This window comes from Arthrobacter sp. Y3224198 (assembly GCF_059090025.1).
This window is the reverse complement of record NZ_JBNHFG010000068.1, coordinates 1-1,725: the sequence shown is the minus strand read 5'-3', so window position 1 is coordinate 1,725 and position 1,725 is coordinate 1. Positions and strand designations below refer to the sequence as shown.

At 55.8% G+C, this 1,725-nt stretch carries 1 rRNA gene; it reads right to left on the bottom strand.

Annotated features, from left to right (window positions below):
• Window positions 1–18 precede the first annotated feature (18 nt).
• Window positions 19–1,547 (bottom strand): 16S ribosomal RNA (locus tag AC5RUF_RS16315).
• Window positions 1,548–1,725 lie beyond the last annotated feature (178 nt).

Below are 1,725 nucleotides of genomic sequence, written 5' to 3'. Positions count from 1 at the left end.
ACCTGAGGTGCTCCTTAGAAAGGAGGTGATCCAGCCGCACCTTCCGGTACGGCTACCTTGTTACGACTTAGTCCCAATCGCCGGTCCCACCTTCGACGGCTCCCTCCCACAAGGGGTTAGGCCACCGGCTTCGGGTGTTACCAACTTTCGTGACTTGACGGGCGGTGTGTACAAGGCCCGGGAACGTATTCACCGCAGCGTTGCTGATCTGCGATTACTAGCGACTCCAACTTCATGAGGTCGAGTTGCAGACCTCAATCCGAACTGAGACCGGCTTTTTGGGATTAGCTCCACCTCACAGTATCGCAACCCTTTGTACCGGCCATTGTAGCATGCGTGAAGCCCAAGACATAAGGGGCATGATGATTTGACGTCGTCCCCACCTTCCTCCGAGTTGACCCCGGCAGTCTCCTATGAGTCCCCGCCATAACGCGCTGGCAACATAGAACGAGGGTTGCGCTCGTTGCGGGACTTAACCCAACATCTCACGACACGAGCTGACGACAACCATGCACCACCTGTAAACCGGCCACAAGTGGGGGACCTGTTTCCAGGTCTTACCGGTTCATGTCAAGCCTTGGTAAGGTTCTTCGCGTTGCATCGAATTAATCCGCATGCTCCGCCGCTTGTGCGGGCCCCCGTCAATTCCTTTGAGTTTTAGCCTTGCGGCCGTACTCCCCAGGCGGGGCACTTAATGCGTTAGCTACGGCGCGGAAAACGTGGAATGTCCCCCACACCTAGTGCCCAACGTTTACGGCATGGACTACCAGGGTATCTAATCCTGTTCGCTCCCCATGCTTTCGCTCCTCAGCGTCAGTTACAGCCCAGAGACCTGCCTTCGCCATCGGTGTTCCTCCTGATATCTGCGCATTTCACCGCTACACCAGGAATTCCAGTCTCCCCTACTGCACTCTAGTCTGCCCGTACCCACTGCAGACCCGGGGTTGAGCCCCGGGCTTTCACAGCAGACGCGACAAACCGCCTACGAGCTCTTTACGCCCAATAATTCCGGATAACGCTTGCGCCCTACGTATTACCGCGGCTGCTGGCACGTAGTTAGCCGGCGCTTCTTCTGCAGGTACCGTCACTTTCGCTTCTTCCCTGCTGAAAGAGGTTTACAACCCGAAGGCATTCGTCCCTCACGCGGCGTCGCTGCATCAGGCTTCCGCCCATTGTGCAATATTCCCCACTGCTGCCTCCCGTAGGAGTCTGGGCCGTGTCTCAGTCCCAGTGTGGCCGGTCACCCTCTCAGGCCGGCTACCCGTCGTCGCCTTGGTGGGCCATTACCCCAACCAACAAGCTGATAGGCCGCGAGTCCATCCAAAACCGCATAAAGCTTTCCACCCCCATGGCATGCGCCAGGAGGTCGTATCCGGTATTAGACCCGGTTTCCCAGGCTTATCCCGAAGTCAAGGGCAGGTTACTCACGTGTTACTCACCCGTTCGCCACTAATCATTCTGTGCAAGCACAGAAGTCATCGTTCGACTTGCATGTGTTAAGCACGCCGCCAGCGTTCATCCTGAGCCAGGATCAAACTCTCCGTAAATGTTTTACAGACACAATGCCGGGACCAAGGAAAATTGGCCGCCAGGCACTGCACTAAATTCGAAACCGGCTAAAAAAACCATGACCAACCCACGGGGTGGGCGGCACGGTCGATTCAACCAATCAAAATAATTGGTATCAATAAACTTGGCACACTATTGAGTTCTCAAACAACAGAC